Origin of the sequence: Kitasatospora cineracea (assembly GCF_003751605.1) — a bacterium.
In the GTDB taxonomy this organism is placed as follows: domain Bacteria; phylum Actinomycetota; class Actinomycetes; order Streptomycetales; family Streptomycetaceae; genus Kitasatospora; species Kitasatospora cineracea.
Genome location: NZ_RJVJ01000002.1, coordinates 1,550,218 through 1,576,946, shown reverse-complemented (window position 1 = coordinate 1,576,946; position 26,729 = coordinate 1,550,218). Strand labels below are relative to the sequence as shown.

The 26,729-nt window shown below is 75.9% G+C and carries 20 protein-coding genes and 1 pseudogene; 7 read left to right on the top strand and 14 right to left on the bottom strand.

The genetic code is table 11. The features are described 5' to 3' along the window. Window positions 1-8 precede the first annotated feature (8 nt). Window positions 9-1,400 carry a hypothetical protein gene (locus tag EDD39_RS33195; RefSeq protein ID WP_123563107.1) on the bottom strand — a complete coding sequence of 464 codons (1,392 nt, stop codon included), beginning with the start codon at window positions 1,398-1,400 and terminating at the stop codon, window positions 9-11. A 248-nt stretch (window positions 1,401-1,648) separates the two neighbouring features. On the opposite strand from EDD39_RS33195, the gene EDD39_RS33190 reads away from it, so the two are divergent. Next, window positions 1,649-2,221: a nucleosidase gene (locus tag EDD39_RS33190; RefSeq protein WP_208765704.1), complete on the top strand. Its 573-nt coding sequence runs from the start codon at window positions 1,649-1,651 to the stop codon at window positions 2,219-2,221. 84 nt (window positions 2,222-2,305) lie between these two features. Here the strand turns inward: EDD39_RS33190 and EDD39_RS33185 are convergent, their stop codons facing one another. From EDD39_RS33185 to EDD39_RS33145, 9 genes and pseudogenes are all read right to left on the bottom strand, one after another. After that, window positions 2,306-2,887, bottom strand: a complete 582-nt coding sequence (locus EDD39_RS33185; protein WP_123563104.1) for a hypothetical protein — start codon at window positions 2,885-2,887, stop codon at window positions 2,306-2,308. Window positions 2,888-3,236: 349 nt separating this feature from the next. After that, window positions 3,237-4,256: an N-acetylglucosamine kinase gene (locus tag EDD39_RS33180; protein ID WP_123563102.1), complete on the bottom strand. Its 1,020-nt coding sequence runs from the start codon at window positions 4,254-4,256 to the stop codon at window positions 3,237-3,239. 58 nt (window positions 4,257-4,314) lie between these two features. Continuing rightward, window positions 4,315-5,595, bottom strand: coding sequence for a 6-phospho-beta-glucosidase (locus EDD39_RS33175; protein WP_123563488.1), 1,281 nt, complete (start codon window positions 5,593-5,595; stop codon window positions 4,315-4,317). An 8-nt stretch (window positions 5,596-5,603) separates the two neighbouring features. Further along, window positions 5,604-6,497, bottom strand: coding sequence for a carbohydrate ABC transporter permease (locus EDD39_RS33170; RefSeq protein ID WP_123563100.1), 894 nt, complete (start codon window positions 6,495-6,497; stop codon window positions 5,604-5,606). A 6-nt stretch (window positions 6,498-6,503) separates the two neighbouring features. Next, the gene (locus EDD39_RS33165) at window positions 6,504-7,460 is read right to left on the bottom strand and encodes a carbohydrate ABC transporter permease (RefSeq protein ID WP_123563098.1); all 957 of its coding nucleotides are present in this window, start codon (window positions 7,458-7,460) and stop codon (window positions 6,504-6,506) included. 1 nt (window position 7,461) lies between these two features. Beyond that, window positions 7,462-8,820 carry an ABC transporter substrate-binding protein gene (locus EDD39_RS33160; protein WP_244257396.1) on the bottom strand — a complete coding sequence of 453 codons (1,359 nt, stop codon included), beginning with the start codon at window positions 8,818-8,820 and terminating at the stop codon, window positions 7,462-7,464. Window positions 8,821-8,952: 132 nt separating this feature from the next. Next, window positions 8,953-10,142: pseudogene (locus tag EDD39_RS33155) on the bottom strand (ROK family protein). A gap of 181 nt (window positions 10,143-10,323) precedes the next feature. Then, entirely contained in the window at window positions 10,324-11,802 is a 1,479-nt protein-coding gene (locus tag EDD39_RS33150) for a serine/threonine-protein kinase (protein WP_123563096.1), read from the bottom strand. 80 nt (window positions 11,803-11,882) lie between these two features. Further along, the gene (locus EDD39_RS33145; protein ID WP_123563094.1) at window positions 11,883-12,953 is read right to left on the bottom strand and encodes a mechanosensitive ion channel family protein; all 1,071 of its coding nucleotides are present in this window, start codon (window positions 12,951-12,953) and stop codon (window positions 11,883-11,885) included. 288 nt (window positions 12,954-13,241) lie between these two features. Between EDD39_RS33145 and EDD39_RS33140 the strand changes: the two genes are divergently transcribed. Next, complete coding sequence (locus EDD39_RS33140) at window positions 13,242-13,853, top strand: HNH endonuclease (RefSeq protein ID WP_123563092.1); 612 nt, start codon at window positions 13,242-13,244, stop codon at window positions 13,851-13,853. Window positions 13,854-14,138: 285 nt separating this feature from the next. On the opposite strand, the gene EDD39_RS33135 is transcribed toward EDD39_RS33140, so the two are convergent. Continuing rightward, window positions 14,139-17,966: a beta-N-acetylglucosaminidase domain-containing protein gene (locus EDD39_RS33135; protein ID WP_244257395.1), complete on the bottom strand. Its 3,828-nt coding sequence runs from the start codon at window positions 17,964-17,966 to the stop codon at window positions 14,139-14,141. A 360-nt stretch (window positions 17,967-18,326) separates the two neighbouring features. On the opposite strand from EDD39_RS33135, the gene malQ reads away from it, so the two are divergent. The 3 genes from malQ (at window position 18,327) to EDD39_RS33120 (ending at window position 21,620) form a co-directional block, all read left to right on the top strand. Further along, complete coding sequence (malQ, locus tag EDD39_RS33130; RefSeq protein WP_162870304.1) at window positions 18,327-20,438, top strand: 4-alpha-glucanotransferase; 2,112 nt, start codon at window positions 18,327-18,329, stop codon at window positions 20,436-20,438. 21 nt (window positions 20,439-20,459) lie between these two features. Then, window positions 20,460-20,681 (top strand): photosystem II reaction center protein PsbW, encoded by a 222-nt coding sequence (gene psbW / locus EDD39_RS33125; protein WP_123563088.1) that lies wholly within the window; start codon window positions 20,460-20,462, stop codon window positions 20,679-20,681. Window positions 20,682-20,861: 180 nt separating this feature from the next. Then, entirely contained in the window at window positions 20,862-21,620 is a 759-nt protein-coding gene (locus tag EDD39_RS33120) for a polysaccharide lyase family protein (RefSeq protein WP_279638460.1), read from the top strand. A 7-nt stretch (window positions 21,621-21,627) separates the two neighbouring features. Here the strand turns inward: EDD39_RS33120 and EDD39_RS33115 are convergent, their stop codons facing one another. The 3 genes from EDD39_RS33115 to EDD39_RS33105 are packed head-to-tail and all read right to left on the bottom strand — an operon-like array spanning window position 21,628 to window position 24,208. After that, entirely contained in the window at window positions 21,628-22,320 is a 693-nt protein-coding gene (locus EDD39_RS33115) for an FAD:protein FMN transferase (RefSeq protein WP_123563484.1), read from the bottom strand. Window positions 22,321-22,343: 23 nt separating this feature from the next. Beyond that, on the bottom strand, window positions 22,344-22,835 hold the full coding sequence (locus tag EDD39_RS33110; protein ID WP_123563086.1) for an FMN-binding protein: 492 nt from the start codon (window positions 22,833-22,835) through the stop codon (window positions 22,344-22,346). A 14-nt stretch (window positions 22,836-22,849) separates the two neighbouring features. Continuing rightward, entirely contained in the window at window positions 22,850-24,208 is a 1,359-nt protein-coding gene (locus EDD39_RS33105) for a ferredoxin reductase family protein (protein ID WP_123563084.1), read from the bottom strand. Between the two features lie 193 nt (window positions 24,209-24,401). On the opposite strand from EDD39_RS33105, the gene EDD39_RS33100 reads away from it, so the two are divergent. Both EDD39_RS33100 and EDD39_RS33095 read left to right on the top strand, forming a co-directional pair. Continuing rightward, window positions 24,402-25,106, top strand: a complete 705-nt coding sequence (locus tag EDD39_RS33100; protein WP_167518090.1) for a response regulator transcription factor — start codon at window positions 24,402-24,404, stop codon at window positions 25,104-25,106. Continuing rightward, window positions 25,103-26,626, top strand: a complete 1,524-nt coding sequence (locus EDD39_RS33095; protein ID WP_208765703.1) for a sensor histidine kinase — start codon at window positions 25,103-25,105, stop codon at window positions 26,624-26,626. The genes EDD39_RS33100 and EDD39_RS33095 overlap by 4 nt, the downstream gene beginning before the upstream one ends. The last annotated feature ends 103 nt before the right edge of the window (window positions 26,627-26,729 follow it).

Below are 26,729 nucleotides of genomic sequence, written 5' to 3'. Positions count from 1 at the left end.
TCCCCCCGTTACCGGTACTCGGCCAGTCGGCGCCCGATGCCGCGCACCGTGCCGCCGACCGCCAGCGCGGCCAGCAGCGCCGCCGCCACCGCCTGGACGGCCAGCGCCCCGCTGACGCCGCCCGCGGCGGAGTCGAACGCGGCCTGCTCGGCCCGTCCGGCCTGTTCCCACTGCTGCTCGGCGGCGTTGAACGCGGCCTCCGCGGTGTCGTCCCGGCCCGGGGCCAGGGTCTGCCGCAGGGTGCCCTCGTAGTCGCCGCTCGCGTCCAGCTCGGCGGCGGCCGCGTGCCGCCGCTGCCACTCGCCGTACCAGCGCTGCGCCTCGGCCAGCCGGTCCCCGGCCCGGGCCGGCGGCGCGGCGGTCAGGCCCGCCACCGAACCGTCGTTGCGGGGCGAGCCGTTCAGGGTCCGGGACAGGCTGGTCCAGCGCTCGTTGTACGCCTCGGTGGCGCCGCGCGAGACCAGGTCGAGGTTCTCCGCGGTGTGCGCCTGCAGCGCCTCCACCCGGACCTGGTTCAGCGCGCGCAGCGGGTCGATGCCCTGGGTGCGGGCCTCGTGCAGGCCGGTGCCGGCCGCCACGGTGCCGCCGACCGTCCACACCAGCGCGACCAGCACCGCCGCCGAGGCGGTCAGCAGGCCCGGGTTGAACACCCGGTTGGTGCGCCGGAACAGCAGCACCTGGTAGCGGCCCAGCGCGCCCAGCAGCAGCACGCCCAGCACCAGCGCCGCCCAGGGCTCGGCGGCGGCCGCGTCGTAGTCGCCGTCCAGCGCGGCGGCCTCGGTGTCGGCCAGCTTCTGCGCGTTCGGCAGCACCGTCTTCTGCAGGTAGTCGGAGGCGTACCGCAGGTAGGCCCCGCCGAGCGGCAGGCCCTCCCGGTTGATCGCCCGGGCGGTCTCCACCAGGCCCGCGTAGCGCGGCAGTTGCTCGCTCAGCTCGGCCAGCCGGCGCTGCGCGTCGGCGGACGCGCCGCTGCGCGCGGCCGCCTGCGGGATCAGCCGGGCGGCGGTGGCCAGGTCGTCCTGGTAGCGCTTGCGGACCTCGGGCGGTTCGGCGGACGCCATCAGGAAGCCCGCGGCGGCGGTGGCGTCGGCGTCCGCCAGCGAACGGTAGAGCTCCGCCGCGTCCTGGCTGAGCGGCTCGCTGCGGGACGCCAACTGCCGGGCCGCGCCCGCCCGGTCGGCGGACTGCCAGGCCGCCGTGACGCCGAACAGCAGCGCCAGCGCCACCAGCACCGCGCCCGCCGTGCGCAGCCGCCCCGGCGGGGTGCGGGCGGCCGTCCGCAGCCGCGCCAGCGGGGCGGACAGCGGGCCGCGGCCCGGCTCCGCGACCCGGTCGGGCGCCCGGCCCGGCGCAGGGCCCGGCGGCGGGGCGAGGACGCCCCCCTGTGTCTGTGCGGCCACCGTTCCCCCTCGGCTCCACCGGCCCCGTCTCCGGGCAGTATCGCCACGCGGAACGGCCCCCGGGCCGGAGTTGGTCTGGAGTTCGCCGGGCGGTGACCGATCTGTGCCCCACCGGCCCCACCAGGCCCACCGCCGGGTCCGACCAGGCCCACCGCCGGGCCCGGCGAGGGGCCCGCCACCGGGCCGGACCTGCCGCAGGCTCCTCGGGCCCGCCGGGCCGCCCGCCGCCCCCTCGTAAGCTGGACGCCATGCGCCTGACCGGAACCGTCACCCCCGACCGCCCGCTGCTCGTCGTCGCCCTGCCCGAGGAGGCCGCCCACCTCGACGGCGGCCTGCCGGTGCTGCTCACCGGCATGGGCAAGCTCAACGCGGCGGCCGCGCTGGCCACCCTGCTGGCCGGCGGACGGCGGCCGGCCGCCGTCGTCAACCTGGGCACCGCGGGGGCCCTGCGGCCCGGCCTGGCCGGCACCCACGAGGTCGGCCGGGTGCTCCAGCACGACCTCGACACCCCGCTGCTCGAACAGCTCACCGGCCGCACGATGGACGGCCCGATCGACCTCTCCGCGGGCGGCCCGGTGCTCGCCACCGGCGACCGCTTCGTCTCCGCCGACGCCGACCGCGACCTGCTGGCCCGCACCGCCGACCTGGTCGACATGGAGGGCTACGCGGTCGCCACCGTCGCCCGCCGCGCCCAGTTGCCCGTCCGGCTGGTCAAGCACGTCAGCGACGAGGCGGGCGACGGCGCGGTCCGCAGCTGGCGGGAGTCCGTCGACGACTGCGCCCGCCTGCTCGCCGACTGGGCCCGCACCCACCTCGGCTGACGCCCCGGCACCTCCGCGGCCCCGGAGAACGCCGGGGCGCCCGCCGGACCGTTCGACGGTCGGACGGGCGCCCCGGCGGCGCGGTCAGCTCTGGTACGGGTTGGCACCCGGCGCCGGGTACTGGCCCGGGGCCTGCGCCGGCGGGTACGGGGCCTGGCCCGGGGCCTGCTGCGGGTAGGGGGCCTGGCCGGGAGCCGGCTGGTACTGGCCCGGGACCGGGGCCTGGGCCTGCGGGTACTGGCCCGGGACACCGGGGCCGCCGCCGAGCAGGCCGCCGGTGAAGGCGTCCATCTCGGTGCGCCAGTAGCGGTGGATGTTCAGGCGGGTCGGCTGCGGCTCGCCCGGGATCTGGAAGCGCAGCGAGCTCCACAGGGTGTTGCGGCGCACGTCGCCGATCGAGGCGCGGGCCTGGTCGAGCGGGATGACGTGCAGCAGGTCCAGCGGACGGTTGCTCACCCGGGAGGCGCGGTGGATGACGACGACCCGGTGGGTCAGCGTCACGAAGTAGTACTTCACGAACAGCTGGCCGATCAGACCGAACTGCTGGGTCAGCCACGGGCTCGGGCCGGTGACCGTGTGGAACGTCGTCACCGGGCGGTCGTTGGGCTCGATCGCGGCGATCGCCGCGGCGACCTGCTCCTGCATCGTGGACTTGCGGATCGCCATCTGGCGTTGCTCCCGGTGCTCCAGGCGCACGCCCCCGTCGGACGCGCTGTGAGCGCGCGACACTAACAACCCCACCGGCCGGGTTCAACGGACAGAACGGGCATCCCAGGCGCCATTGCCAGATGTTCACTCAACTGATACCGGACTCGGGAACTTGTCGGCCCGGTGACGTACCGTCACCTGCGGGAACCCTGCGCCGAACCCCGCCGCACCCCGCACCCCGCACCCCGCGCCGCGCGCCCCGTCCGCCGGGGAGAGGACCGCCGGCGGGGGCGTCCGAGGCATGTGCGGTGCTTCGGAGGCCCCCGCCGGCGGCGGCTCGCGGGCGGGACGGTGGCCGGACGGCCCGTCAGGCCGCTATCGGGTGGGTGGTCGGGTAGGCGTCGCGCAGGCGGCGGTGGGCGGCGGGGGCGGCGCCGAGGTGGTCCAGGCCGAGCAGGGCGGCGCCGAGGACCGGGGGCGCGACGACCACGCGGGGTTCGGCGAGCGGGGCGTCGGCGGCCAGCCGGGCGGTCAGGTTGTCGATCAGCAGGGGCTGCCGGGAGGCCAGCACGCCGCCGCCGAGCACGACCGGCACCGGGCGGTCGAGCAGCTCCAGCCGGGTGAGGGCGACCACCGCGAGCCGGGCCACCTCGTCGGCCTGGCGGTCGATCAGGCCGAGCGCGATCGGGTCGCCGGCGGCGCCGGCCGCGAACAGCACCTGGGAGACCTCGTGCAGCCGGGCCGGGGCGATCCGGCCCAGGTGGACGGCCTCGGCGAGGGCGTTGGCCCCGGCCAGTCCGAAGTGGGCGCCGATCATCGGGGAGAGCAGGGTGGCTTCGCCGCGGCCGTCCTCGGCCCGGGCGGCGTGCCACATGGCCTCCTCGGCGAGTCCGCCGCCGCCGCCCCAGTCGCCGGTGAGCCGGCCGAGCGCGGGCCAGCGGGCGGTGCGCCCGTCGGGCCGCAGGCCGACGCAGTTGATGCCGGCGCCGCAGACCACCGCGACGCCCAGCGGCCCGTCGGTGCCGGCCCGGAGCAGGCCGAAGGTGTCGTTGGCGACGTGCACGGACGTCGCCCAGCCGTGTCCGGCTATCGCCTCGTGCAGCTGCTGCTCCTCGATCGGCAGGTCCGCGTTGGCGAGGCAGGCGCTGACGTGGTCGGTCAGCGGCCGCCCGCCGGGCTGCCGGGTGACGCCGGCCTGCCGGGCCAGGTCGTCGACCAGCGGGGCGAGCGCGGCGACGGCGGCGGCCGGGCCGGTGTGCTGCGGCTGGAAGCCGCCGCCGCGGGCGGTGGCCAGGACGGTGCCGTCGGCGCCGACTAGGGCGAGGTCGGTCTTGCTGTTGCCGGCGTCGATGGCGAGGACGCCGGGCAGGTGTGCGGAGTGGCTCATCGGCCGGTCCCCCCGTGGTGCTCGGTGGTGGTGCGGTGGTGCTCCGCCATGGTGCCGGTCACGCCCAGCTCAGGTGGTCGCGGTTGTGGGCGAGCAGCCGGTCGGTGAGCTGGTCGGCGAGCTCGATCTGGCCGACCAGCGGGTGGGCGAGCAGCGCGTCGAAGACCCGGTCCCGGCCGCCGTGCAGGGCGGCGTCCAGGGCCAGGTGCTCGTACGCGGTGACGTTCGCGATCAGGCCCGCGTACAGCGGCTCGACCGGGCGCTGCGGCAGCGGGCGGACGCCGGCGGCGTCGACCTCGGCGGGGACCTCGATGACGGCGTCGTCGGGCAGGAAGGGCAGCACGCCGTCGTTGCGGGTGTTGACGACCTGGACGGTGGTGCGGCCGTCGGTGCCGAGCAGCGAGGCGATCAGCTGCACGGCGGCCTCGGAGTAGAACGCGCCGCCGCGCTTGCCGAGCAGCTCGGGCTTGGTGTCCAGGGCCGGGTCGGCGTACATCTCCAGCAGCTGCTGCTCGATCGCGGCGACCTCGGCGGCCCGGGAGCCCTTGACCCTGAGCTCCTCGACGACCAGGTCGTGCTGGTAGAAGTAGCGCAGGTAGTAGGAGGGGACGACGCCGAGCCGGCTGACCACCGGCAGCGGCAGGTGCAGGTCGGCGGCGATCGCCTCGCCGTGCTCGGCGAGCAGCTGCGGCAGCACCTCGCGGCCGCCGGCCGAGCCGGGGGAGTCGAGCAGGGTGACGCCGCGCTCCCAGGTGAGGTGGTTCAGGCCGACGTGGTCCAGGCGGACCAGCTCGGGGTCCACGCCGAGGTGGGCGGCGAACTTGCGCTGGAAGCCGATCGCCACGTTGCACAGGCCGACGGCCTTGTGGCCGGCGGTCTGCAGGGCGCGGGTGACGATGCCGACCGGGTTGGTGAAGTCGACGATCCAGGCGTCCGGGTTGGTGCGGCGGACCTGCTCGGCGATGTCCAGCACCACCGGGACGGTGCGCAGCGCCTTGGCGAGGCCGCCCGCGCCGGTGGTCTCCTGGCCGACGCAGCCGCACTCCAGCGGCCAGGTCTCGTCCTGGTTGCGGGCGGCCTGCCCGCCGACCCGCAGCTGCAGCAGCACCGCGTCGGCGTCCCGGACGCCCGCGGTGACGTCGGTGGCGGTGGTGACGGTGGCGCCGTGGCCCTGCTTGGCGAAGATCCGGCGGGCCAGGGCGGCGATCAGTTCCAGGCGGTCGGCCGCCGGGTCGATCAGCACCAGCTCGCGGATCGGCAGGGTGTCGCGCAGCCGCGCGAACCCGTCGATCAGTTCCGGCGTGTAGGTGGAACCGCCGCCGACGATTGCCAACTTCAGTGCGGACATCAGCCCTTGACCCCTGTCAGTGTGACGCCTTCGATGAAGGCGCGTTGTGCGAAGAAGAACAGAACGATCACCGGCGCCAGCACCAGCAGCGTCGCCGCCATGGTGAGGTTCCAGTTGGTGTGGTGGGCGCCCTTGAAGGACTCCAGGCCGTAGCTGAGGGTCCAGGCGCCGGGGTTGTCGGAGGCGTAGATCTGCGGGCCGAAGTAGTCGTTCCAGCAGCAGAAGAACTGGAACAGCGCGACGGCGGCGACGGCGGGCCTGGCCATCGGCAGCACCACCCGCAGCAGGGTGCGCAGTTCGCCGCAGCCGTCGATCCGGGCGGCCTCGGTGTACTCCTTGGGGATGGTCAGCAGGAACTGGCGGAGCAGGAAGATCGAGAAGGCGTCGCCGAACGCCATCGGGATGATCAGCGGCCAGAGCGTGCCGGACAGGTGCAGCTGCTTCGCCCAGAACAGGTACATCGGGATGATGGTGACCTGGGGCGGCAGCATCATCATCGAGATGACCGCCATCAGGGCCAGGTTGCGGCCGCGGAAGCGGAACTTGGCGAGCGCGTAGGCCACCGGCAGGCTGGAGGCGAGGGTCAGCGCGGTGCCGGCCACCGCGTACAGCAGGGTGTTGCGCCACCAGGTGAGGAAGCCGTCGGTGTTCCACACCTTGACGAAGTTCGACCACTGCCAGTGGTGCGGCCACAGGTCGGAGGTGAGCGCCTGCTGGTCCGTCATCACCGAGGTGAGGAAGACGAACACGAGGGGCAGCAGGAAGAACAGCGCGGCGGCGATCGCCAGGGAGTGCACCGCGACCCAGTTCAGGGCGGCGCGGCGGCGGGCGGCGCGGTCGGCGGCGGTGGCCGGGGCGGGGCGTTCGCGGGGGAGCGCGGAGGCGAGGGTCACGGGAGCTCAGTCCTCCGTCAGGAAGCCGGACTTGCGCCGCAGCAGGATCGAGGTGAACGCCATGGTGAGGGCGAACAGGATGAGGGCGACGACGCAGGCGGAGCCGTAGTCGTAGTGCTGGAAGCCGAGGTTGTAGACCATCTGCGGCAGCGTCCAGGTGGAGCCGTGCGGGTAACCGGACTCGAACTGCTGTCCGGAGCCGCCGATCACGCCGGAGGCGACCTTCCCGGCCACGATCGCCTGGGTGTAGTACTGCATGGTCTGGATCACGCCGGTGACCACGGCGAACATCACGATCGGCGAGATGTTCGGCAGGGTGACGTACCGGAACCGCTGCAGGGCGCCCGCGCCGTCCAGTTCGGCCGCCTCGTACTGCTCCCGGGGGACGTCCAGCAGCGCCGCCATGAAGATCACCATCAGGTCGCCGATGCCCCACATGGCCAGCATGGTCAGGGCCGGCTTCGACCAGGACGGGTCGGTGAACCAGCCGGGCTGCGGCAGGCCGGCCTCGCCCAGCAGGTGGTTGACCGGGCCGGTGCCGGGGTTGAGCAGGAAGGCGAAGGCCATCGTGGCGGCCACCGGCGGGGCCAGGTAGGGCAGGTAGAAGGCGGTGCGGAAGAACCCGGCGCCGGTCTTCACCTTGGTGATCAGCAGGCCGATGCCGAGGCCGAACGCCACCCGCAGGGTGACCATCACCGCGACCAGCCAGAGCGTGTTGCCCAGGCCCTGCCAGAACGGCGGGTACTTGGTGAAGACGTAGTCCCAGTTCTTCAGGCCGGAGAAGGTCGGCGCCAGGTACCCGTCGTAGTGCGTGAACGAGAAGTAGGCGGTGGAGGCCAGCGGGTACAGGAAGAAGACGCCGAACCCGATCAGCCACGGGGAGAGGAAGGCCAGGGTCCTGGCCCGCTCCCGCCGGCGCTTGCGGCGCAGCGCCGGCGGGAGGGCGGGGCTCACGGTCGCCATGTCACTTCGCCTGGTTGACGGCGTCGTCGATCTCCTTGGCGGTGGCCGCCAGGCCCGCCTTCAGGTCGGTCTGCTGGCCGGACTCCACCGCGTAGCTGAGGTTCTGCAGCGACACCTGGTAGGCGCCGCCGTTGATGCTGGCCGGGGTGGTGGCGGAGTTCGGGTTCTTGGCGATGCCGAGGAAGGTGCGGAAGTTCGGGTCGGCGTCCAGCTTCGGCGACTCCAGCGCGGCCAGGGTGCTGGGCACGTTGTGGATCGCGTTGGCGAAGGAGACCACCGCGTCGGTGTCGGTGGTCAGGTACTTGACGAAGGTCCAGGCCGCGGTCTGCTTCTTCGAGCCGTTGGCGATGCCGACGATGGTGCCGGTCTGGTAGCCGCGCCCGTACTTGTCGGCCTGGTCGTCCGGCACCGGGAACGGCGCGGTGGCCCACTCGAAGGACGGCTTGTCCTCGGCCAGCGAGGCGGCGCGCCACTCGCCGTCCATGCTCATCGCCACCTGCCCGGTGGCGAACGGGTTCTTGGCGCTGAACTCGTCGCCGAAGGAGGTCCGGTACTTCTCCAGCCTGGCGAACCCGCCCAGCCGGTCCACCAGCTGCTTCTGCCAGGCCAGGGCGGCGGCCACGGTCGGGTCGGTGGCCACGTCGGACTTCCCGTCCGGGCCGAAGTAGGTGCTGCCGTACTGGCCCAGGTAGTGCGCGATCGAGGTCTCGTAGCCGTGGTAGTTCGGCATGAAGCCCAGCTGCCGGTAGGAGTCGCCGTCCGGGACGGTCAGCTTGGCGGCGTCCTCGGCGAACTCGCTGAACGTCTTCGGCGGCGCGGTGATCCCGGCCGCCGCGAACGCGGTCTTGTTGTAGTACAGCCCGTAGGCGTCGCCGAGCAGCGGCAGCGAGCACTGGTTGCCCTGGTACCGGCTGTAGGCGAGCATCGCGGCCGGGAAGGTCTTCGCCGGGTCGACGCCGTCCTGCTTCAGCATCGGCCCGAGGTCGGCCCACACGTGCGAGGAGCAGAACTTGCCCACGTTGTCGGTGGAGAACGAGGACACCACGTCCGGGGCGTCCGGGCCGCCCGCCCGCAGCGCCTGCTGGGCCTTGTCGTCGGCGATGTCGCCGACCACCTTGACGTGGATGTTGGGGTGCAGCTTCTCGAAGGCGGCGACGTTGTCGTTGATCGCCTTCACCTCGTTGTCCTGGTTCCAGCCGTGCCAGAAGGTGATCGTCACGTCCTGGCCGGACGCCGAACCGTCCTGCCCGCCACCGGAGTTGGTGCCGGTGCAGGCCGAGGCCAGCAGGGTCGCGCAGAGCGCGGCGGTGAGCGCGGCCAGCGGGCGGCGGACGGGCGGGGCGCTGCGGGTGGTGTCCACGGAATTGCACTCCTGGGGAGGGTACGGGGGCAGGGCGGCAGGGCCCGGCGTCCCGTGGGGGGAAGGGGAGTGGGAGCGAACGTCTCGGATCGGTGCCGCGCGGGTGCGCCAGTGCGCCCGCGCGGCGGTGCGTCAGTGCGTGCTGAACAGGACGTCCCGGGTGGTCGCCAGCGCGCGCTGCAGCGCACCGGTCAGGACGGGCGGCCCCGGCACGGCCGACAGCCGCACCTCCGGCCGCGGGATGGACATCCGGCCCAGGGCCTCCTGGACCAGCTCCCGCAGGCGTTCCCCGCCCGCGGTCGGCGTCCCCCCGGAGAGCACCACCAGCTCCGGGTCCACCACCGAGGCGATCACCGCCAGCCCGACCGCCAGCCGCTCGGCCAGCTCGGCCAGGAAGGCCCCGCCCTCGGCACTGCCCAGGGCCCCGGCCACCGCCTGCGCCGCGTCGGCGCCGCGCAGCCCGTGCCGGCGGGCCAGCGCCAGCACCGCGGGCTCGCCGGCCAGGTCCTGGAACCCGCCGGACACCTTCCGGCGGGCGTTCAACGACACCGGGGCGTCGGGCACCGGCATGTAGCCGACCTCGCCCGCACCCCGGTGAAACCCCGGTGCAGCCGGCCCGCGATCACGATCGCCGCGCCGATGCCCTCCTCGGCCCACAGCAGCACGAAGTCCTCGCACCCCGCCGCCGCCCCGCCGGCCTGCTCCGCCACCGCGGCCAGGTTCACGTCGTTCTCGATCGACACCGGCGCGCCCAGGGCCTGCTCCAGCTCCTCCACCAGCCGCGGCGAGTGCCAGCCCGGCAGGTGCGAGGCGTAGCGCAGCTTCCCGGTCACCGGGTCCGGCGCGCCGCCGATCCCGATCACCACCTCGCGCAGCGACCCGGGGGCGAGCTGCGCCCGGCGCACCGTCTCCGCGACGGCCTCCGCGACCCGGGCCACCGTCTCCGCGGCCGGCCACCCCTTGGTCGGCACCCGGTGCTCGGCCAGCGTCGCCCCGGTGATGTCCGCGACCGCGACCCGCACCGTGGTGCTGGTCACGTCCACGCCCGCGACGTGGCCCGCGGCCGGGTTCACCTGGTAGAGCTGGGCGTTCGGCCCCGGCCCCCCGGCGGTCGTGCCGACCGGCACCACCAGCCCGACGGCCTCCAGCCGGGCCAGCAGCTGCGAGGCGGTCGGCTTCGAGAGCCCGGTCAGGCTCCCGATCTGGGTGCGGGACAGCGGGCCGTTCTCGAGCAGCAGCTCCAGCGCGGCGCGGTCGTTTATGGCCCGCAGCAGACTCGGCGTACCGGCCAGCGGGGAACGGGGCGTCTTTCGGGTGGTCACGGCCCGATCCTCCTCTGCGTACGCGGTTGCGGCCAACTGTTAGGAAAGTTTCCAATCATGAGTCGCGGATGTCAACGCCCCGACACCGGTTCGTTGCACGGCGCCGTGCCGAGGGGGGCGGGCGGTGCTGCCGAGCGGCGGACGGGCCCGGGCCGCCCGCCCGCCGCGTCCTGGCGAACCGTCAGAGGATTCCGCTGATCTGCGCGTTGGCGGAGACCACCGCCGTGACCAGCACGGTCAGCACCGCGCCCAGCCCGGTGGCCAGGTAGAGCCGCCGCTGCGGCGAGCCGCCCGGGAACGCCAGCACGCCGCCGGTGACCGCGGCGCCCGCGGTGACCGACTCGACCGCCACTTTGACCGCGGTGACCGTCGCGGCGGTCTCCGACGGCTCGCCCACCAGGTAGGTGAGCAGCAGGTAGGCGGTGAGGGCCAGACCGAGCCCCAGCAGCGCGAAGCCGCCGACGATCCGCAGCAGCACGGCCCGGGCCGCCCGGCCCCTGGCCGCTGCCCCGGCCCCGTACGCACCGTCCTCGTCCTCCTCGAACGGCTCCCGGGCCGCGCCCCCGGTCGCCGCCGCGTGGACGGGCGCCGCCCCGTACGACGGAACCGGAGGGCCGTACGACGGGGCCGGGGGCCCGTACGAGGGCGACGGCGGGCCGAACGAGGGCGGCGGGCCGTACGCGGGCACGGGCGGGCCGTACGCGGGCGCGGGCGGGCCGTACGCGGGCGCGGGCGGCGCCGCGGGCGTGCGGTCCAGCGCGGTCGGCACCGGCCCGGGTCCCGGCGGCACCGCCGGGACGGCCGGCGGCGCGGGCGGAGCGGGGAACGCCGGGGCGGCGGCCGGGTCGCGCAGCGTCCGCAGGGCGGCCTCGGCGGTGGGGCGGGCGGCCGGGTCCTTCGCCATCAGCTGCCCGATCACGCCGGACAGCGGGCCGGGTCCGGGCAGCGGCGCGGGGTGGTGGGCGAAGACCGCGAGCACCGAGTCCGAGACGCTGTCGCGGCGGAACGGCGAGTGCCCGGTGGCCGCGTGGTAGAGCGTCACCCCGCAGGAGAACAGGTCGCCGGCCGGGGCGGCCTCGCGGCCCTCGGCGCGTTCCGGGGCGATGTACTCGAAGGAGCCGACGACCGTCCCGGCGGCGGTCAGCGCGGTGTCGGCGGCGTGCACGGCGATGCCGAAGTCGGTGAGCAGCACCCGCCCGTCGGCGGCGAGCAGCACGTTGGCGGGCTTCACGTCCCGGTGCACGATCCCGGCGGCGTGCGCGGCGGCCAGCGCGCCGAGCACGGCGTCGCCGATCGCGGACAGCCGGGGCGCGGGGATCGGCCCGACGGCGCGGATCTCGTCGTCCAGGGTGCGGCCGGTGACCAGTTCCATCACGATCCACGGCACGCCCCGGTCGATCACCACGTCGTGCACGGCCACCACGTTGGGGTGGTTGCGCAGCCGGGCGGCGTGCCGGGCCTCGCGCTCGGCGCGGGCCGCGTTGACGGCCGCGGCCCCGCCCGGCCCGCCCTGCGGGAGCAGCACCTCCTTGACCGCGACGTCGACCCGCAGCCGCTCGTCCACGGCCTTCCAGACCCGGCCGAAGCCGCCCGCGCCGAGCTGCTCGACCAGCCGGTACCGCTCGCCGACCAGTGCGCCGACGTAGCCCCCCTGCGACATGCATCCCCCTCGTCCGCACCGTGCGACGCCAGAGGATCCCACACCCCGGCCCCCGGGGCCCCGTCGGCCGCGGGCGGGCGTCAGTTCTGGGCGGGTATCGGCTTGGCGGCCAGCGAGCGGGCCGAGTTGGGGTCGGCGAGTGCGGACGGCGGCAGCACCTCCGGGGCGGCGGCCTGGGCCGGGACGGTCGCGGCGGCCTCCTCCTTGAGCTTGACGCCCGCCAGGTCGAAGGCGGCCTTCAGCCGCAGCCGCAGCGCGCGCGAGACCTGCGCGGCCTTGCCGGGCGTGCAGCGGGCCTCGATCCGCAGCTGCACCGAGTCCACCGCGACCGACTCCACGCCCAGCACCTTGACCCGGCCCCAGATCAGCTCGTCGTACGGGCTCTCCTTGGACAGCTGCTCGGCGGCCTCGGTGACCAGCGCCTCGATCCGCTCCAGGTCCTCCTTGTAGCCGACCTGCACGTCGACGGTGGCGGTGCTCCAGCCCTGGCTCATGTTGGCGATCCGCTTGACCTCGCCGTTGCGGATGTACCAGATCTCGCCGGCCGAGCCGCGCAGCTTGGTGACCCGCAGGCCGACCTCCAGGACGGTGCCGGTGGCGATGCCGGTGTCGATCTCGTCGCCGACGCCGTACTGGTCCTCCATGATCATGAAGACGCCGGACAGGAAGTCGGTGACCAGGTTGCGGGCGCCGAAGCCGATCGCCACGCCCGCCACGCCCGCCGAGGCCAGCAGCGGGGCCAGGTCGACGCCGAGCACCGACAGCGCCATCAGCGAGGCGGTGCCGAGGATGCTGAAGGAGGCCACCGAGCGCAGCACCGAGCCGATCGCCTCGGAACGCTGCTGGCGCCGCTCGGTGTTGACCACGCCGCTGTTGGCGAGCAGCCCGCCGAGCACCCCGTGGTCGCCGTCGCCCTCCGCCGGGCGGCCCATCCGGGACACCAGCTTGTCGATCACCTTGCGGACCACGGCCCGCAGCACCAGGGCCAGCCCGAGGATCAGCACGATCCGCAGCCCGTCGACCACCCAGCCCTGCCAGTTGTCGTCCAGCCAGCCGGCCGCCTGCCGGGTGGTGTCGGTCACGTCGGCGGCACTGGTGGGCAGCGTGAACGTCGGGGTGCTGGTGCTGTCGGCAGCGGAATCGGCGAGCATCGCCCCACTCTAGCGAGCCCGTTCACCCGCTCGGAGGCCCCCGGAGCCGTCCCGGCCACGCACCGCAGCGCCGCCCGCACGGTACGTGCAGGAGGGCCGCGAGCTGGGCATACCGGCTATGGCGGAACGCGCGGTGGCTCACCGCACGCGCGCGGGCCGTTCACGGAGAAATGGTGGCGTCGTACGACGGCGTAAGGCGACACTGAGGGAGATCGCGTCCCGCACGGGCCACGATCGCCCCGCTCGACTCGGCGCGAGCCACGCGCCGCAGGCGTCCAAGGAGGCCCCGTGCCGCATGTCCTTGTCCTCAACGCGTCGTACGAGCCGCTCGGTGTCGTCTCGATGCGACGCGCCCTCATCCTCGTCCTCAACCACAAGGCGATCGCCCTGGAGGATGCGGGCACCACACTGCACAGCGCCACCGGTGCCGTCCAGGCACCGTCCGTCGTCAAACTGACCCGTTTCGTGCGGGTCCCCTACCGCGGCCCCGTACCGCTGACCAGGCGGGCGCTGTTCGCCCGCGACCACGGTCGGTGCGTGTACTGCGGGGCCGCCGCCACCAGTGTCGACCACGTCATCCCGCGCAGCCGGGGCGGCCAGCACCGGTGGGACAACGTGGTGGCGGCCTGCCGCCGCTGCAACCACACCAAGGCCGACATGCACCTCGCCGACCTCGGCTGGCGGATGAAGCGCCCCCCGGCCGCGCCCAGCGGCCTGGCCTGGCGGGTCATCGGCACCGGGATCAAGGACCCGCGCTGGCGGCCCTACCTGGAGCCGTACGGCGGCCTCGACCAGTTCCGGGACTTCGAGCACCACGACCATCCGGAGACGGTCCTGCCCGTTCCCGTCCGCACCCGACCGATCCGCCGCGGCGAGCAGCACGCCCCGCTCTCCGCCTGAACAGACAAGGGCCTGCCCGACACGACAACCGGTACGCCTCATGGGCCGCCGCCGCCCCCGCAACGGGAGCGCCGGCGGCCCGCCGCGCGTCCAGGGCCTGTCCGCACACTCCCGTCTGCCCCACAGCGCCTGGCACGCGCCCTCCTTGCCCGCCGCCGGGCAGGAGGGGCCCGCTCGCCGCACCGGCCGAAAACCCAAGTACGCCCAGTACGAGGGCTTCCGGCCGGCACGCCGAGAGCACGCACCGGCCGCCGCGGGCCCGCGACAGGAGTGTGCGGACAGGCCCTACGGCGCCTGCACGCCGTACAGCTCCACCCCGGACAGCGCGTACCCGTAGCGGGTGGCCCGGCCCGCGCCCTGCACCCGCAGGTACTGGGCGCCCGGCGCGTCGAAGCGGACCGTCTCGGTGCCGCCCTGCCCGTTGCCGACCTCCGCGACGGTGGTCCACACCACGCCGTCCACCGAGGTCTCCAGCCGGTACGCGGACGCGTACGCCGCGCCCCAGTGCAGCACCGCCGCACCCAGCCGGGCCGGCTGCGGCAGCCGCAGCTGCACCCAGGCGTCGTCCTCGGCGGGGGAGTTCCAGGAGGTCTTCGGGTCGCCGTCGGCGACCGCCGCCGCCGGGGTCCTCGCACTGTCGTCGCCCGAGGACGAGGCGGTCGCCGCCCGCGCCAGGTCCGGCCCGCCGGTCGGCGGGACGACGTGCACCAGCAGCTCCTGGCGGACGGTCAGCGCGCCCGCGGTGAACACCACCGGCACCCGGTAGCTGCCCGACGGGGTGTCCGCGGCCGCCGTCACCAGCAGCGGCGCGCCCGCCCGGCCGCCGCGCGGCACCGTCACCGCCGGGGCCGGAGCCACCGTCAGGCCCTTGGCCACCGCCGGGACCTCGGCGGTCAGCGCGCCGGTCAGCGCGTCCGGCCGGCCGGACTCCACGGTGGCCCGGGCCTGGGCCGGCGCGGCCGCGCCCGCCACCACGTCCAGGGTCGGCTCGGCCAGCGTCAGCCGGGCCGCCGGGACGTCCGCCCACCACGGGATCACCTGGTTGACCACCGGGGCCTCGCCGCCCGGCTGCCACACCAGCCGCAGCGCCTCCACCGGCCCGCCGTCGGCCCGCAGCTCGTTGTAGCCGGGCCGCACCGGGCCCAGGTCCGCCCAACTGCCGTCCGGGCGGCGCACCTGCGCGGTCGCCTCGGCCCGCACCGTCGGGTCGGTCAGCACGGTCAGCCGGTCCAGCGGCCGGGCCGAGCCCAGCTCCACCGTCAGCGGGGCGTCGCCCGCGGCGGGCGGCGCGGCCGCCCGGAACGCGGAGTCCGGGTCGCCGGAGAGCACCGCGTCCGGCGAGGAGCCCGGCGCGGCTGGCGGGCCGGACACCGCGGTGTCCACCGCGTCCGGCGCGGCCGCGGTGAACTCCCGCACCGCGACGGCGGTCTGCTGCCCGCCGGTGGCCCGCAGCCGGACCGCCTTGGCCACCGCGCCCGCCGGGGCGTTCGCGGTGACCGTCCGCTGCCCGTGCACGGCCGCCAGCTGCTGCCAGCCGCCCGAGCCGCTCCAGTACTCCAGCACCCCGTCGTGCAGGTAGTCGTCGGCCGCCGAGGCGGCGTCCGGGTCGTCGCCCCAGGAGCCCATCAGCACCGTCACCGAGCCCAGCGGCTTCGGGGTGCCCAGGTCCAGGCCGAAGCTGTCGCCGACCTGCGGCGGCGCGGACGACCAGTAGAAGGTCTGCCCGGAGCCGTCCGCCATCAGCGCCGGGCCGTGGTCGTGCGCGGTGCCCAGGGTGGTGGTCGGGGACGCCCCGGCGGTGATGCCCGACCAGGTGTCCGCGGACTTCGCCGCCCGGTCCAGGAACGCGTCCAGCACGCCCTTGCCGACCGTCACCGGGTTCTGCTCCAGCACCCCGCGCTGCCGGCCCAGCTCCAGCCGGGCCTGCCAGGCCGCCGCGCCGTCGCCGCCGTGCTGCGCCAGCAGCATGTCCACCGCCGCCCGGCCCGCCGCGCCGTACGCCGCCAGCCGGGCCAGCCACGGCGCCGCGTCCTGCGCCAGCGGGTCGCCCGCCAGGGCCTTCGGCGCGTCCGCCATCACGGTGAACGCCTCGCGCAGCGGCTGCGCGGCCGCCTGCAGCTTCGCCGCGTCGGCCGACGCGCCCGAGGCCGGCTCGGCCGCCGCCCAGAACCGCTCCACCAGCGGCGCCAGGTACGCCGACTCCTGGCCGCCCAGCGGCGAGGAGGCGCTGTTGCCGGCCAGCGCCGCCGCCGCGGCCTGCTGCGCGGGCCCGGCGGTCAGCAGCCGCAGCGCCGCGGCCAGCGACTGGTCGGCGCGGTAGCCGTCCGGCTGCCAGCCGAAGTCGGCGGCGGTCGCCAGCGGGATCCGGGACGCCACCGGCTGGCTCATCGCCGAGGTCAGCAGCACCGCCGAGCGCCGCGCCACCTCGGGGTCGCGCCCGTCGTAGCCGCCCAGGAACAGCCGGTCCGGCGCCGAGTCGTTCACCGGGTAGTTGTCCATCGTCATCAGCGGACGCCCGAACAGCCCGGCGGTGGCGGCGATCTGATCGCCCGTCACCTGTCGGGGGATCGCCGAGCCGCCGCTCCAGGCCACCTGCACCCCGGCCGGCAGCCCGGCCGCCAGCGCCGCCCGGTACGGGGTGGACCCCTGCTTCAGGTACTCGGTCGGCACCACCGACAGCGGCGCCAGGTCCGGGTGCCGGGCCACCAGCCGCTCCTGCACCGCCGCGGTCAGCGCGCTCTGCGCCTTGGCGGCGGCCACCGGCCCGGTGCCGAACTTCCGCCGGTCCGCGCCGCAGTGCCACTCGTCGTAGGACACGTTCAGGAAGTCCAACTGGAACGCCCGCACGCCCAGTTGGCGCAGCCCGTCGAGCTTGGCGACCAGCGCGTCGACGTCCTTGCCGGAGGAGAAGCAGAACGACTGCCCGGGGGCGATCGAGTACGCCACCGTGACGTGCGCGGCCCGGGCCCGGGCGGTCAGCTCGGACAGCTCGGCCGCCTGCGCGGCCGGGTACGCCTCCCGCCAGCGCTGCGCCCGGTACGGGTCGCCGCCCGGCGCGTACAGGAAGTAGTTCTGCTTGGTGCGGCCCAGGAAGTCCACCACCGCCAGCCGCTGCGCGGCGCTCCACGGCGCCCCGTAGAACGACTCCGCGGTGCCGCGCACCGCCGCGCCGCTCGGCCAGTCCCGCAGCAGCACCCCGGGGAAGCCCTTGTCGCCCTCGCCGCCCTGCCCCTGGCCGGGGGCGACCGGGGCCAGCAGCTGCGCCAGGCTCTGCGCCGCGTAGTAGGTGCCCGCGCCGTCGACGCCCGCCAGCACCACCGCGCCGTACGAGCCGCCCGGCGCGGTCAGCCGGCCGGACGCCAGCAGGTAGCCGCCCGCGGGCAGGCCCGCCAGCTGCGGCACCTCGGTGTCCTTCAGCCCGTTCGCCACCGCGAGCTCCCGCAGCACCCGGTCGGTCGCCCCGCCCGCACCCTCGTACGGGCCGCCCAGGTACACCACCAGCGAACCGGCGGCCGGCTGCGCGGGGGCCTCCGGCACGCTCCGCACGTCCGTCGCGCCCGCCCGGGCCAGCAGCGCGCGCACCGCGTCCACCGCCGGGCCGTCCGCGGAGTCCGCCAGCACCAGCGCCACCTGCCGGGGCACCGACACCGCGCCGCCGCCCGTCCGCAGCTGCTGCGGGCGCGGGAACACCCGGGGGTCGGTCAGCGAACCCAGCGGCAGCGGCGCCTCGGTGACGGTCTCCGAGCGGTCCGCGACGTCCGGCGCCGCGCTGCCCGGCCCGGCCCGCAGGCCCGCCTCGACGGCGAAGCCCGGCGTGGGGAGCAGCAGCCCGCCGACCACCGCGGCCGCCGACAGCGTCGCCGCGACCCGCAGCGCGCTGCCCCGCCGGCCCGCGCGGCGCTCGGCCCGCACCGAGGCCAGCAGCGGTTCGGTGCCCTTGACGTCCGCGATGAACCGGTCCGCGGCCCGCGGGGCCAGCTGCCGCGCCGTCCGCGCCGCCGTCCGGCGGGCCGCCAGCGCCGCCGGGTGGTGCAGCACCTCGCGCAGTGCCGCGCTCTGTTCCAACCGCTGCCGCAGCCGCCGTCCGGCCGCCACCGAAACCCGCGCCTGCACCGGAGCCTCCTCGCCCGAAACGCCCAGCTCACCGGCCCCCCGCCGACCCGGCCCCAGCCCCCCGGGGCCACCCGGCCCGCCCACCCCACCAGCTCCCCGCGTCCCTGTCAACGCCCTTGGCAGCTATGTCCGGTATCGCCCGGTACATCCGTTGACCTCCGTCTTCCGGGGGCGCCCGGCAAGGCGCCGCCGGACGGTTCACCCGACCGGTGCGGGCGCCGGGCCGTGTCGGTCGGGGTCGGCGGGCGGCGGCCCGGGTAGGACTGTGGCTGTCGACGTCGTTGGCATGGGGGAGACCCCGAGGACGGAGTGCGCTGGGTGGCCGCATACCTTGACCGCGAGCAGGCCGGGTCCGAGCAGGTGCCGGCGGAGGACAACCCGCCCGCCCCACCGGAGTTGACGGCGCTCGCGCACGCGTACGGGGTGGACACCCGCTACGACGCGGGCGCCGGCCCGGTGCAGGTCGGGGCGCGGACGCTGACCGCCGTGCTGGCCGCGCTCGGGGTCGACGCCGGGACGCCGGAGCTGGCCGCCGCGGCCCTGGAGCGGCACCGCGCGCAGACCGCCGCCCGCCTGCTGCCGCCCACCGTGGTCGCCTGGCAGGGCCGCCGCACCGCGCTCGACCTGCCGGCCGGCGCGGACGTCCGGATCGAGCTCGAACAGGGCGGCGAAGCCTGGGAGTTGACGGACGAGCACGCGCACTGGCTGCCCGCCGACCTGCCGCCCGGCCGGCACGTCCTGGCGGTCCGGGCGGACGGGCGCACCGCCCGGGCCGCGCTGGTCGTCGCCCCGCCCCGGATCCCCGAACCGGCCGGCCGCCACTGGGGCTTCCTGGCCCAGCTGTACTCGGTGCTGAGCGAACAGTCCTGGGGCATGGGCGACCTGGCCGACCTCGCCGAGCTCGCCCAGTGGGCCGGGGCCGAACTCGGCGCGGGCTTCCTGCAGATCAACCCGCTGCACGCGGGCATGCCCGGCGCCCCCTCCGACCCGTCCCCCTACCGCCCGTCCTCGCGCCGCTTCGCCGACCCGGTGCACCTGCGGGTCGAGGCGCTCCCCGAGTACGCCCGGCACGAGGAGGCCCGCGACCTGGCCCGCCGGGCCCGGCTGCTGCGCGAGGAGGTGCTGGAGCACGACGGGCTGATCGACCGCGACTCGGTCTGGTCGCTCAAGCGCCGGGCCCTCGAACTGCTGCACACCGTGCCGCGCGGCGTCGGCCGGGAGGCCGCGTACCGGGCGTTCGTCCGGCGTGGGGGCGAGTGGCTGGAGCGGTACGCGGTGTGGAACGCGCTGGCCGAGGAGCACGGCGCCGGCTGGCACTCCTGGCCGAAGGGCCTGCGCCACCCCGCCAACCCCCAAGTGGCGGCCGCCAAGGCCGAGTCGAAGGACCGGGTGGAGTTCCACCGCTGGCTGGCCTGGCTGGTCGACGAGCAACTGCGGGCCGCCCAGCGCGCCGCCACCGACGCCGGCATGCCGATCGGCCTGATCCACGACCTCGCGGTCGGCGTCCACCCCGACGGCGCCGACGCCTGGGCGCTGCAGGACGTGCTGGCGGCCGGCATCTCCACCGGCGCCCCGCCGGACGCGTTCAACGCCCACGGCCAGGACTGGGGCCTGCCCCCGTGGCGGCCGGACGCGCTGGCCGAGGCTGGCTACGCCCCGTTCGCCGAGCTGATCCGGGCCTCCGCCCGGCACGCCGGCGCGATCCGGATCGACCACGTGATGGGCCTGTTCCGGCTCTGGTGGGTGCCCGAGGGGGCCCGCCCCACCGAGGGCACCTACGTCCGCTACGACGCCGAGGCGATGCTCGCCGTCCTCGCCCTGGAGGCGCACCGGGCCGGCACCGCCGTGATCGGCGAGGACCTCGGCACCGTCGAGCCCGGCGTGCGCGAACGGCTCGCCGAGCACGGCGTGCTGGGCACCTCGGTGCTCTGGTTCGAACGGGACTGGCAGGCCGGCGGCGCCGTGCTGCCCCCCGAGCGCTGGCGCCCCGGCTGCCTGGCCACCCTCACCACCCACGACCTGCCCTCCACCGCCGCCCGGCTCACCGGCGAGCACGTCGAACTCCGCCACCACCTCGGCCTGCTGGCCCGCCCGCTCAGCGAGGAACAGGACGCCGCGGCCGCCGAACTCGCCGACTGGCAGCGCGAACTGGTCCGGATCGGGCTGCTCGCCGAGGGCGAGCCGGCCACCCCCGAGGCGCTGTACGCCTACCTGCTGGCCACCCCCGCCAAGCTGGTCGGCGTCTGGCTGCCCGACACCGTCGGCGACCCCCGCCCGCAGAACCTCCCCGGCACCTGGGACCAGTACCCCAACTGGCGCCTGCCGGTCGCCGACGCCACCGGCACCCCCCGCACCCTGGACGCCCTCGCCGCCGCCCCCGGCACCGCCGGCATCGCCGCCACCCTCGCCCCGCTGAACGCCCTCCCGCCGGGACACGCCGACAGGCGCACCCCGCCGGGCGGAGCGGTGTAGGGGGCCGGTACCTTGGGAAACGTGGACAAGAGGAACGCAATGCGCGCCGGTGCGGTCACCGCGGCGGCCACGCTGATGATGGTCATGTCGTCGCCCGCGATGGCGCTCACGCGCGACGACGGCGACGACCCCGGCACCGGCCTGAGCGTCGGTGCGACCCTGGGCCTGTTCGTCGCCCTCCCGATCGTCGCCTTCGCGGTGATCGCGGGCCTCTGCATGATCCCGGGCAGCAAGAAGAAGTAATCCCGGGCCCGTACCCGGACGGCGGCGGCTGCCGGACCCCGACCAGCGTCGGCGGTCCGGCGGCCGCCGCCGCGTTCGTGCGGGACGGGACGGAGCGGGACGGGGCGGGGTGGCGGCCGGGTGGCAGGTGACGGAACATCAGCCGGAGCGAAGACACCCCTCCCACCCTCCGGAGTGCCGATGTTCCGCCCCGCCCCCGCGTTCCGCCCCGCCCCCGTGTTCCGCCCCGCCCGTGCCGCGACCCTCGCCCTGGCCCTCGCCGCCGCCGCCCTCCTTCCCACCGCCGCCCCCGGCACCGCCGCTGCCGCCCCCGCCGCCGGAAAGGTGATCTGGGCCGCCGACACCGCCGAGGGCCCCTCCTCGTTCGCCGCCGTCCAGTGCAAGGCAGGGAACTTCGGCACCGTCCAGGACCCGGCCAGGGGCAAGGTCTGGCGGGCCCGGCAGGCCGCCGGGGAGGAGCGCTGCGAGACGCTGAGCCCCGACCTGGTGAACGGCGCGACCGTCTACGTCGGCTGGTCCTCCCGGGTGCGGATCGGCGACGACCGGAGCCGCTACGTCTTCCAGCTCAAGTGCTCGCCCAGCGAGGGCACCGCCAACCACCCGGTCGAGATCGACGTCGCCGACGGCCGGGTCCGCCTCCAGGAGTGGGACACCCAGCACGTCGCCCACCCGCTCTGGAGCGCCCCCGTCGCCGACGACCAGTGGCACGGCTACGTCCTCAAGCTCCGCCTCGGCCGCACCGACGGCACCGTCGACTTCTGGTACGACGGCGTCAAGCAGACCTTCACCACCGGCTCCGGCACCTACACCGGCACCACCTGGGACGGCACCCGCGACTACCTCAAGTGGGGCTCCTACCACCCGTCCCCGGCCGACGCCGTCAACACCTTCACCAGCCCGGCCATCGCCACCGGCTACGACCTGGTGAAGGGCCGCTGAGCCCGGGTCAGTCCCAGCCCGCCGTCGTCTCCTGCCGCCCGTCCGGGTGGATCGCCAGCGCCCGGACGCCCCGCGCGGCCAGCCAGTCCAGGCCGCGCGGGGCGCCCATCGCGAACGCCGCGGTGGCCAGGGCGTCCACCCGGGCCAGGTGCGGGCCGACCAGGGTGAGGGAGGCGAAGGAGCCCGCGGGCAGGCCGGTGTGCGGGTCGAGGACGTGCGGGCCGCGCTCGGCGGTGCCGGAGGTGGCGACCGCCAGGTCGTGGCCGGTGACCACGCGGGCGACCGCGCCCGCCCGGTGCGGGTCGGCGATCCCGACCCGCCAGGGCCCGCCCGCGGTCTGCACGTCGCCGCCGCCGCTGACGCAGTGCCGGTCGGAGCCGGCCGCGCGCAGCGCCCGGGACGCCTCCTCGACCGCCCAGCCCTTGACGTAGCCGCTGGGGTCCAGCCGCCCGCCGGGCCGCGCGGTGAAGTACCCGCCGGTCTCCGCGGTGAGTTCCGCGCACCGCTCCAGCACCCACCGCACCTCGGGCCCGGCCTGCTCCGGGGTGATCTCCCCGCGGCCGAGCCGGCTGACCGCGCTGTCCGGCCGGTACGTCGAGAACACCGCGTCGATCCGGTGCAGCCGCTCGACGATCCGCCCGATCGCCGCTCCGGTCGCGGGCCCGGGGTCGCGGACGGCGAACGAGAACACCGTCCCCATCACGTGCTCGACGTGGCGGACGGTCACTTCTTCACCTGGTCGAGCGCGCTCTGCAGCGAGCGGGTGTAGCCGTCGCTGGTGTACGTCGCGCCGGACACCACGTCGATGTCCGCGCTCTGGGCGGCGAGCGCCTCCTGGTTGAGCTGCGGGATGGCGGAGCTGTTGATCTCCTGGTCGCGGCGGTCCCGGGTGGGGTACTGCACCACGTCGATCTTGCTGATCTTCCCCCCGGCCACGGTGACCTTGACCTGCACCGGCCCGTACCGGGTGTTGACCGCGCTGCCGGTGACGGTCTGCGTGGCCCCGCCGGCGGCGGCCCCGGTGCCGCTGCCCTGCCCGGAGCCCTGGGTGGTGTTCTGGCCGGTGCCCTGGCCGGTGTCCTGGGTGGTGTTCCGGGCGGAGTCCGCGCCGGCCGAGGAGATGGCCGGGGCGGTGGAGGGGTCGTGGGGCTTGAGGGAGAGCAGCAGGACGACCCCGGCGGCGGTCGCGGAGGCGGTGATGACGGCGCGTCGCATGGTGGCGGGTGCTCCTAGAGGGCGAAGGACTCGTGGTGGATGCGGGCGGCCCGGACCCCGGCGGCGCGCAGCGCGCGGACCGCGTCGGCGGTGAACTCCTCGGGCCCGCACAGGTAGACCTCGTGCCGGGCCAGGTCGGGGACCAGCCGGCGCAGCGCCGCGCCCAGGTCGCCGACCTGGGCCCGGCTGCCGAGCAGCTCGTGCACCCGGCCGCCGCGCTGCTCGGCGACGGCGGCCAGCTCGCGGCGGAACAGCACGTCCTCGGGGCGGCGGGCCCGCTGCACCAGGGTGAGCCGGCCGGGCAGCGTCTCGAACAGCGCGCGCAGCGGGGTGACGCCGACGCCCGCGCCGAGCAGCAGCACCGGCCCGCCGCCGTGCCGCCGCCGCGCGGTGAACGCCCCGTAGGGGCCCTCGGCCCGGACCTTCGTGCCGGGGGCGAGCGCGGCGATCGCCGCGCTGTGGGCGCCCAGGCCCTTGACGGTGAAGCGCAGGAAGCGCGGGTGCGGGGGAGCGGAGAGCGAGTACGGGTTGGCGGCCCAGCGCAGCTGCGGGGTGAGGAACTGGAGCCGGAAGAACTGCCCGGGCTCGGCCCGCAGCTCGCCCAGGTGGCGGCCGGTCAGGAAGACCGAGACCACGCCGGGGCCCTCGGCGCGGACCTCGGCGACCTCCAGCCGGTGCCGCCGGTCGCGCAGGTAAGGGGCGAGCAGCCGGTACCAGCCGAGGACGGCCGCGGTGCCGAAGTACAGCAGGTACCAGCCGGCCTTCGCGGGCCCGTCGACCAGGTCGGCGCCGTTGGTCAGCTGGTGGGCGAAGCCGAGCGCGACGGCCAGGTAGGTGGCCAGGTGCAGGTAGTACCAGGTCTCGTAGCCCAGCCGGCGGCGGGCGGCCCGGGCGGAGACCGCGCCGGTGCCGAGCATCAGCAGGGTGGCGGCGGTGGCCTTCAGCATGTCGGGGAAGTGGAACACGATCTCGACGGTCTGGCCCCACAGGCCCCGCCCGTCGGTCAGCGCGTAGCCCCAGACCACGGTCAGCACGTGCACGGTGACCAGCGAGACCAGGTAGCGGCCGCCGTACGCGTGCCAGCGGGCCAGCCGGTCCGCGCCCACCTCGCGCTCCAGCAGCGGGACGCGGGCCATCAGCAGCAGCAGGACGGGCGCGGCGTAGCCGGCCAGCAGGCCGGTGATCCGGGCCGTGCCGGTGAGCCAGTCCGCGGCGCCGGCCACCCGCGGGGTGTCGGCCCACCACAGGCCGAGCACGCCGAGCGCGCCGAGCACGATCAGGGCGGCGGCGCCGTGCCGGACGGCGTCCGGGTGCAGGGCCCGGCCCGGGGCGGCGCGCCGGGCGGCCCGGGTGGGGGTGGACAGTGCGGTCATCGGGCCCTCCTTCGGTGGTACGCCGCCCACGGTGGCACCGGAAGTTCTCAATTCCCTATGAACCGGTCGCCCGACCCGGCCGCCCCGGAGCCGCGTCCGCGCAGGTCAGGGCGGATCCGGCCGGACTCCACCGGGAATCGAGCCGGGCTGATGATCTCACTGCTTTCTCATGCCGGAACGGCAGAATGGACGCATGCAGCACGCGGACACCCCCTGGCGGGTCCTGGTGGTCGACGACGAACCCGACCTGGTCGAGGTCCTCTGCGGCGCCCTGCGCTACGAGGGCTGGCAGGCCCGCGGCGTCACCGGCGGCCTGGACGCGGTCGCCGCCGCCGACGACTGGCACCCGCACGCCATGGTGCTCGACGTGACGCTCCCCGACTTCGACGGCCTCGAGGTGCTGCGCCGCGTCCACACCACCGACCCCGAGGTGCGGGTGCTGTTCCTCACCGCCCGGGACGCCGTCGAGGACCGGATCGCCGGGATCAGCGCGGGCGGCGACGACTACGTCACCAAGCCGTTCAGCCTGGAGGAGGTGGTGGTCCGCCTGCGCGGCCTGCTCCGCCGCACCGCACCCCCCGGACCGGCCGCCCCCGGCACCCTCGCCGTCGGCGACCTGCGGCTCGACCCCGCCACCCGGGAGGCCGGCCGCGGCGGCGAACCCGTCGACCTCAGCCCCACCGAGTTCGCCCTGCTGCGCTACCTGATGGAGCACCCCCGCCAGGTGCTCAGCAAGGCCCAGATCCTGGACGCCGTCTGGTCCTACGACTTCGGCGGCCAGGCCCACGTGGTCGAGCTGTACATCAGCTACCTGCGCCGCAAGATCGACGCCGGCCGGCCCCCGATGATCCACACCGTCCGCGGCGCCGGGTACGTGCTGCGGGCGGCCACCGGATGAGGCGCCCCGCCCTCCGGGTGAAGCGCCCCGCCCTGCGCCCCCGCACCCTGCGCCCCCGCACCCTGCGCCCCCGCACCCTGCGGCCCCGCACCCTGCGGGCCCGCCTGGTGGCCGGCGTCCTGGTCCTGCTCACCCTGATCTGCGCCGGCATCGGCGTCGCCACCTGCGAGGCGCTCCGGCACTTCCTGGTCGACCGCCTCGACCAGCAGCTCTCCTCCTCCGGAGGCCGCTACGCCGCCAGCCTCGAACACCCCGGCCAGGGCGGCCACGACACCCGCGCCCAGTCGCCCGGCACCTTCGGCGCCCGGCTGGTCGACGGCGGCGTCACCCACGCCGCCGTGGTCGGCGGCGTCCCGCCCGGCGACGACGACCCCGTGCCGCTCGCCAAGGACAGCGGCACCGACGCCGCCGTCCCGCTCGACCCCGCCGACACCGCCGCCCTGCGCGCCCTCCCCGTCGACGGCCGCCCCCGCGACCTCACCCTCTCCGCGCTCGGCCACTACCGGGCGGTCGCCGTCACCGGCTACGACCGCGACACCCTGGTCACCGGCCTGCCGCTGCACCCCGTCGACGAGACCGTGCAGCGCCTGCTGCTGATCGAACTGATCGTCTTCGCCGCCGCGCTCACCGTCGCCGCCGCCGCCGGCACCCTCGCCGCCCGGATCGCCCTGCGCCCGCTCGACCGGGTCGTCGCCACCGCCGAACGGGTCTCCGCCCTCCCGCTCGCCAACGGCGCCGTCGTCCTCGGCGAACGCGTCCCCGACGACGACCCCGGCACCGAGGTCGGCCGGGTCGGCACCGCGCTCAACCGGATGCTCGGCCACGTCGCGGACGCCCTGACCCGCCGCCAGAACGTCGAGGAGCGCCTGCGCGCCTTCGCCGCCGACGCCAGCCACGAACTGCGCAACCCCGTCGCCACCGTCCGCGGCCACGCCGAACTCGCGCTCCGCCACCCCGGCCCGGTCCCCGAACCCGTCCGGCACTCGCTGGAGCGGATCAGCGCCGAGTCCCGCCGGATGGGCACCATCGTCGAGGACCTGCTGCTGCTCGCCCGCCTCGACGCCGGCCGCCCGCTCGCCGTCCAGGACACCGACCTCACCCGGATCGCCCTCGACTGCACCGCCGACGCCCGCGCCGCCGCCCCCGGCCACCGCTGGCTGCTCGAACTCCCCGCCGAACCCGTCACCGTCCAGGGCGACCCGCACCGCCTCGCCCAGGTCGTCACCAACCTGCTCGCCAACGCCCGCACCCACACCCCCGACGGCACCACCGTCACCCTCCGCCTCGACCCCGACGGCCGCCTCACCGTCACCGACGACGGCCCCGGCATCCCCCCGGACCTCGTCCCGCACGTCTTCGACCGCTTCACCCGCGGCGACCGCGCCCGCTCCCGCCGCACCGGCTCCACCGGCCTCGGCCTCGCCATCGTCCAGGCCGTCGTCCACGCCCACCACGGCACCGTCACCCTCACCAGCGCCCCGGGCCGCACCACCTTCACCGTGACCCTCGGAGGGCAGTAGCCAGGGGCCCGGGGAACGGCGGGTCGATGCCGCTGCCGGCCGGAGCCCACCGGCAAGTCCGCGCGGCTGGGGGCAGTAAGCCGCAGGGGCCGGAAGCGAAACC